This is a genomic window from Photobacterium frigidiphilum, from assembly GCF_003025615.1.
GTDB lineage: Bacteria > Pseudomonadota > Gammaproteobacteria > Enterobacterales > Vibrionaceae > Photobacterium > Photobacterium frigidiphilum.
On sequence record NZ_PYMJ01000025.1, the window covers coordinates 88,354 to 94,915 of the forward strand.

Annotated in this window: 7 protein-coding genes; 2 read left to right on the top strand and 5 right to left on the bottom strand. The window is 41.1% G+C overall.

The annotated features are described in order from the left end of the window. Positions 1-51: 51 nt before the first annotated feature. A complete protein-coding gene (locus C9J12_RS20480) occupies positions 52-687 on the top strand; it encodes a LysE/ArgO family amino acid transporter (RefSeq protein WP_107244384.1) in 636 nt (211 codons plus the stop codon). Beyond that, positions 674-1,204, top strand: a complete 531-nt coding sequence (locus C9J12_RS20485) for a YbaK/EbsC family protein (RefSeq protein ID WP_107244385.1) — start codon at positions 674-676, stop codon at positions 1,202-1,204. The genes C9J12_RS20480 and C9J12_RS20485 overlap by 14 nt, the downstream gene beginning before the upstream one ends. A 71-nt stretch (positions 1,205-1,275) precedes the next feature. Here C9J12_RS20485 and mscS read toward each other — a convergent pair whose 3' ends face one another. The 5 genes from mscS to C9J12_RS20510 all read right to left on the bottom strand — a co-directional run. Then, positions 1,276-2,160, bottom strand: a complete 885-nt coding sequence (gene mscS, locus C9J12_RS20490) for a small-conductance mechanosensitive channel MscS (RefSeq protein WP_170111832.1) — start codon at positions 2,158-2,160, stop codon at positions 1,276-1,278. 349 nt (positions 2,161-2,509) lie between these two features. Beyond that, the gene (fbaA, locus tag C9J12_RS20495) at positions 2,510-3,586 is read right to left on the bottom strand and encodes a class II fructose-bisphosphate aldolase (protein ID WP_107244386.1); all 1,077 of its coding nucleotides are present in this window, start codon (positions 3,584-3,586) and stop codon (positions 2,510-2,512) included. 145 nt (positions 3,587-3,731) lie between these two features. After that, complete coding sequence (locus tag C9J12_RS20500) at positions 3,732-4,895, bottom strand: phosphoglycerate kinase (RefSeq protein WP_107244387.1); 1,164 nt, start codon at positions 4,893-4,895, stop codon at positions 3,732-3,734. Positions 4,896-4,978: 83 nt separating this feature from the next. Next, the gene (gene epd / locus C9J12_RS20505; RefSeq protein WP_107244388.1) at positions 4,979-6,037 is read right to left on the bottom strand and encodes an erythrose-4-phosphate dehydrogenase; all 1,059 of its coding nucleotides are present in this window, start codon (positions 6,035-6,037) and stop codon (positions 4,979-4,981) included. Between the two features lie 274 nt (positions 6,038-6,311). After that, positions 6,312-6,562 (bottom strand): transketolase-like TK C-terminal-containing protein (locus C9J12_RS20510; RefSeq protein WP_322348885.1); only part of this gene is annotated, 251 nt, incomplete at its 5' end.

A 6,562-nucleotide genomic window follows, 5' to 3' on the forward strand; every position in this document is an offset into this window, starting at 1 on the left:
AACTTTCACCATCAAATATTGCTCAACAATACAATTTAAAGGCAACCTAATATGAGTATTTGGGTTTTATTACAAGGCTTTGGGTTAGGCGCAAGCATGATCATTCCAATCGGCGCACAGAATGCCTATGTACTAAATCAAGGTATTAAGCGTAATCATCATTTAACAACAGCGACAATTTGCAGTGTGTGTGATGTGCTATTTATTAGCTTAGGGATATTTGGCGGTGGTGCACTGTTAGCAAGTAATGAAATATTACTTTTTACTGTAACCATTGGCGGTATTTTGTTTTTACTCTTTTATGGCTGCATGTCTTTAAAAAGTGCACGACAAAATACACAACCAGAACAACAACACACGCAAACAATTCCCCATGGTCGCCGTGCCGTTATTCTTGGCGCATTAGCCGTTACGGTATTAAACCCACATTTATATTTAGATACTGTTGTTATTCTGGGTTCTATTGGCGGGCAGTTCGAAGGCAGTGATCGTATCGCGTTTGCAGTTGGTACTATATTAGCGTCTTTCGTATGGTTTTATAGCTTATCCGTGGGTGCTGCAAAATTAGCCCCGACACTGTCAAAACCAAAGGTAAAAGCAGGTATTGATGTTGCAGTTGCAGCCATGATGTTTTTCATCGCAGGGCACTTGATTACAGAATTATGGAGTAACTATGTCATTAAGTAATGAGCTAGTAGAAGCTAGTTCACCAAATAAAATAGATCAAATTTATCAAATAAATATCGATTTGTTCACGCAAGCTGGTGTGCACTATCAAGCATGGCAACACGAACCGATTCTGGACTTCGATACCGATCAGCGTATCAGTGATGAACTAGGTATCACCGCCGCCCCCACAAAAAGTTTATTCATGAAACTAAAAGGCGGTGGTCATTGTTTGTTGTTGACCCATCGCGACAACCGTCTTGACAGTAAACTGGTGAAATCATTAGTGGGCAAGCGCGTATCAATATGTAGCAATGAAGAAATGATTGCCGCGATTGGCTGTGAACCCGGTGCGGTATGTCCATTTGGATTACCTAACCATGTAACTTTATTAATTGATCCCGTTATTTATAGTTACCCAGAGCTAATGTTTACACCCGGTAAACCGGAAGTGACCTTTGCCTTTGCCAGCAATCAACTGGACAGTTTATTAGCACGGCTAACCAATCAAATCATTCATTTACCGGTGCAGCAATAATTATCAATGAAGAGAAGACAGACATAAAAAATGGAGCCATTCGGCTCCATTTTTCTTTATTCTAAACTAGATTAGCTCTCCAGCTTATTTAAATGTACATCCATTTGTGGGAATGGAATACCGATGTCTTCTTTATCAAGCTCTTCTTTAATTGCTTGAAGAAGATCAAAATATACCGCCCAGTAATCACCTGTTTCAACCCATGGGCGAACCACAAAGTTCACTGATGAATCAGCTAATGCGACAACACCAATAGTCGGAGCTGGATCTTTTAATACACGGGGATCTGCTTCAACAACACGCGTTAACACTTCTTTCGTTTTCTTCAAATCAGCGTTATAAGAAACACCAATCACGTAATCAATACGACGAGTATCATGACGAGAGTAGTTAGTAATTGCACTACTAATAACGGCACCGTTTGGTACAACAACCATTTTATTGTCAGGTGTTGTTAAGATAGTTTGGAAAATCTGGATTGATTCAACCGAACCTGCCACACCACCAATTTCTACATAGTCACCAGACTTAAATGGACGGAAGGCAACGATCAATACGCCAGCAGCAAAGTTAGATAACGAGCCTTGCAGCGCTAAACCAATCGCTAAACCGGCGGCACCAATTACCGCAACCACAGAAGCCGTTTGAATACCTAAACGACCTAAAGCGGCAATAAGAACAATGACGAATAACAAGTAACGAACCAACGAGTGTAAGAACTCAACAACGGCTTCATCCATGTCTTTTTTACGCAGCACTTTCGCAACGCCATTGGCAATGGTTTTTACAATGATATTACCAATAAATAAAATCAATACTGCCGAAACAAGATTCACGGCATATTGCAGTAATAATTCTTGGTTATCTGCCACCCAATTACCAGCACTTAACACTGTCGCTGTTAATTCATTATCTGTAATTGTATCAACAACTTTATCAGTAACGCTCTCTGTCATTATAAGTATCTCTAATTATTAGTCCCGTAACCACCAACTATTATTTTTACGCAATGTATTATCATACAAGATGCGTAGAAGAGGCATAATCTAGGGTTAAACTTACCTATTAATATAACAGCGTTTTTATAATTTACTGCCAAAGATTAACTAAAGTCAGAATTATTAAGCAATTTATTGCTATTAGGGTAATAAAAAAATACCTAACAAAAATAAATAATCATAAATAAAACCGAATAAAGAATATCTAAAGATCTAATACCTTGTTACAGAACAAAAAAAGCCCGCTAAATGCGGGCTTTAATAATCTCAATGTCCAACGCCTAAGCGTGGATTATTCTGTAATAAATTACAGTACGTCGATTGCGTTAAGGTCAGAGAATGCTTTCTCTAGACGCGTAACCATTGACGCTTGACCAGCGCGTAACCAAACGCGTGGATCATAGTATTTCTTGTTTGGCGCAGATTCGCCAGTTGGGTTACCGATTTGACCTTGTAGGAAATCACGGTTTTCAGCTTCGTATGCACGAACGCCATCCCATGATGCCCACTGTGTATCAGTATCGATGTTCATTTTGATAACACCGTAACCGATAGACTCTTGGATTTCTGCTTCAGAAGAACCAGAACCACCGTGGAATACGAAGTTTAGTGCGTCAGACGCAATACCGAACTTCTCTGCACAGTATGCTTGAGAATCACGTAGGATAGTTGGAGTAAGAACAACGTTACCCGCTTGGTATACACCGTGTACGTTACCGAAAGAAGCAGCGATAGTGAAACGTGGGCTAATAGCGTTTAGTTTCTCGTATGCGTAAGCTACATCTTCAGGTGAAGTGTAAAGCTCAGAAGCGTCCATATCAGAGTTATCAACGCCGTCTTCTTCGCCACCAGTACAACCTAGTTCGATTTCTAGAGTCATACCCATCTTAGCCATACGCTCTAGGTACTGACCACAGATTTCGATATTTTCTTCTAGTGTTTCTTCAGAAAGATCGATCATGTGAGAAGAGAATAAAGGCTTACCAGTTTGTGCGAAGAACTCTTCACCAGCGTCTAGTAGACCGTCGATCCATGGAAGAAGTTTCTTAGCTGCGTGGTCAGTATGAAGAATAACTGGAACACCGTAAGATGCCGCTACAGCGTGAACGTATTTTGCACCCGCTACAGCACCAAGGATTTGTGCACCTTGACCTTCAAGTTTAACGCCTTTACCAGCGAAGAAACCAGCACCGCCGTTAGAGAACTGAACAACAACAGGCGCTTTAACTTTAGAAGCTGCTTCTAGAACACCATTGATAGTGTCAGTGTTAACAACGTTAACAGCTGGAAGAGCAAATTTGTTTTCTTTTGCTACTGCAAATACTTTCTGAACGTCATCGCCAGAAATTACGCCAGGTTTTACAAAATCGAAGATCTTAGACATAACAATTAGTCCTATTAACTTACGTAGTCGGTGTTAAATATTAAACGAAATTTTGCAAACGTTTGCTTCTGGTCAGCATTCTATAAAAAGTTGATCAGATTCACAAACATTAAAAGAAGGGAGCATTCACTCCCTTCCTATTTAATTATGCTTTTGCACGTTCTTCTAGCATAGCTACTGCAGGTAATACTTTACCTTCAACGAACTCAAGGAACGCGCCGCCGCCAGTAGAGATGTAAGAAACGTCAGCCTTGATACCGAACTTGTCGATAGCCGCTAATGTGTCACCGCCGCCAGCAACAGAGAAACCTTCAGAATCGGCGATTGCTTTAGAAATACCAGCAGTACCCGCTTCAAAGTTTTTGAATTCAAATACGCCAACAGGGCCATTCCAAAGAATTGTTTTTGCATTCTTGATGATTTCAGCAAGAACGGCTGTTGAATCAGGACCAAGATCGAAGATCATGTCGTCATCTTGAACTTCAGAAACGTGCTTAATTACCGCTTCTGCGTTCTCGTCAAATGCTTTTGCACACGCAACATCAGTCGCAACAGGAATTGCACACTCAACCATCAATTTTTTAGCCGTTTCTACTAAATCTGCTTCGTATAGAGACTTACCTACATTATGGCCTTCAGCTGCGATGAATGTGTTCGCGATACCACCACCAACAACAAGTTGGTCAGCAATTTTAGATAGCGACTCTAGAACCGTTAGCTTAGTTGATACTTTAGAACCACCAACGATTGCAACAAGTGGACGAGCAGGATTGTCCATTGCTTTACCAAGTGCTTCAAGTTCAGCAGCTAGTAGAGGACCAGCACACGCGATAGGTGCGTTCATGCCAACACCGTGAGTCGATGCTTGTGCACGGTGAGCTGTACCGAATGCGTCCATCACGAAGATGTCACATAATGCAGCGTATTTCTTAGAAAGCTCTTCTTCGTTCTTCTTTTCGCCTTTGTTAAAGCGAACGTTTTCAAGAACAACTAGCTCACCAGCGTTTAATTCAAGACCATCTAGGTAATCTTTCGCTAGTTTAACGTCACAATCTAGTGCGTCATTTAAGTAGTTAACTACAGGCGCTAGAGAGAACTCTTCGTTGTATTCGCCTTCCGTTGGACGACCAAGGTGAGAAGTAACCATTACTTTCGCGCCAGCTTCTAAGCAAAGCTTAATCGTTGGTAGAGATGCAAGGATACGTGCATCAGAAGTTACTTTACCTTCTTTAACTGGTACGTTTAGATCTGCACGAATAAATACGCGCTTACCAGCAAGTTCCAGGTCAGTCATCTTGATTACAGACATTGTTCGTCCTCTCAACAGTGTTAAAAATAAAAATTAAAGTTTGTACGAACCCAGCACGCTTGGTGCTAAGCCCTAATAATTCTTTATTGCGGTTTTGCTTCGCTATGTTGTGCAGCATCAGAAGCATGCATTGCCAACGCCGTATCTAACATACGATTCGCGAATCCCCATTCGTTATCACACCACACAAGCAACTTGATTAAATGCTTATTACTGACACGGGTTTGTGTGCCATCGACTATCGCGCTATGGGGATCGTGATTAAAGTCAATAGAGACCAAAGGTGCTTCGGTGTAATCCACTATGCTTTCTAATGTACAACGAGACACGTCAGACAATGCTTGATTTACGTCATTAACTTTCACATTTGTCTTAACTGTGACACTTAAATCCATTGCGGTGACGTTAATTGTAGGAACTCTGACCGAAATCGCTTCAAATTTGTCAGCAAATTTCGGAAATATACGTCCAATTCCAAGATGCAGTTTTGTATCAACAGGAATAATAGACTGACTCGCGGCACGCGTTCGGCGTAGATCTGAATGATAACCATCAATTACTTGTTGATCATTCATCGCTGAGTGAATGGTTGTGATGGTGCCAGATTCAATGCCAAAAGCGTCATCAATAATCTTAATGACAGGTACTATACAATTCGTCGTACATGAACCATTAGAAACAATGCGGTGTTCTGATGTGAGTGTTTTGTGGTTAACACCATAGATAATGGTATTGTCGATATCATTCGCGGCAGGGTGAGAGAATAAAACCTTCTTGGCACCTGCTTTGATATGGGCAAGACCATCTTCGCGAGAACCATATACTCCAGTACAATCAAGCACTATATCGACATCTAAATCATGCCAAGGAAGGAGGTTTATATCGCTTTGATGCAAGATACGAATATCATCCCGTTCTCCATTTTCATGAGCAACAAACAAATGCTCCTGATCATGTGAGACAGGCTTAAAGAAACGTCCATGGCTAGAGTCATATTGTAATAAGTGAGCCATAGCTTCAGGCTCAGCCAATTCATTGACTGCCACGACTTTGATGTGGTGATGTTTGCCGCTCTCATACAATGCGCGAAGCACACTGCGTCCGATGCGACCAAATCCGTTAATTGCGACTTTTAGTGTCATATCCGTGCTACAAAAGTAATCAACAGCGCTAGTGTATAACAAGCTCCGCTTGGAATCACGATAATTGTGACAGCTCTCACTCAACACGAAGATAAAACAATAAAATCAACTAGGTAAGTACAATAAAGGCTAATAATAAAGACGAAAATACTGAAAAACAGTCGTTTTAGTTCACATTTATCAATAAAAAAGGCTCCCATCGGAAGCCTTTTTTTTACACTGCGAAATAAATCACCTTAAAATGGAGAAATACCACTCAAGGGATCATCAACAATTAAGCAAGAAGCTCTTTTGCTGTATCAACAACGTTTTCAACCGTAAAGCCAAACATCTTGAATAGCTCGCCTGCAGGTGCTGACTCACCAAATGTTGTCATACCGATGATGCGACCATCTAAGCCAACGAACTTGTACCAGAAGTCAGCAATACCCGCTTCAACTGCAATACGTGCAGTCACATCAGACGGTAATACTGATTCACGGTAAGCAGCATCTTGCTTATCGTATGTGTCTGTTGCTGGCATAG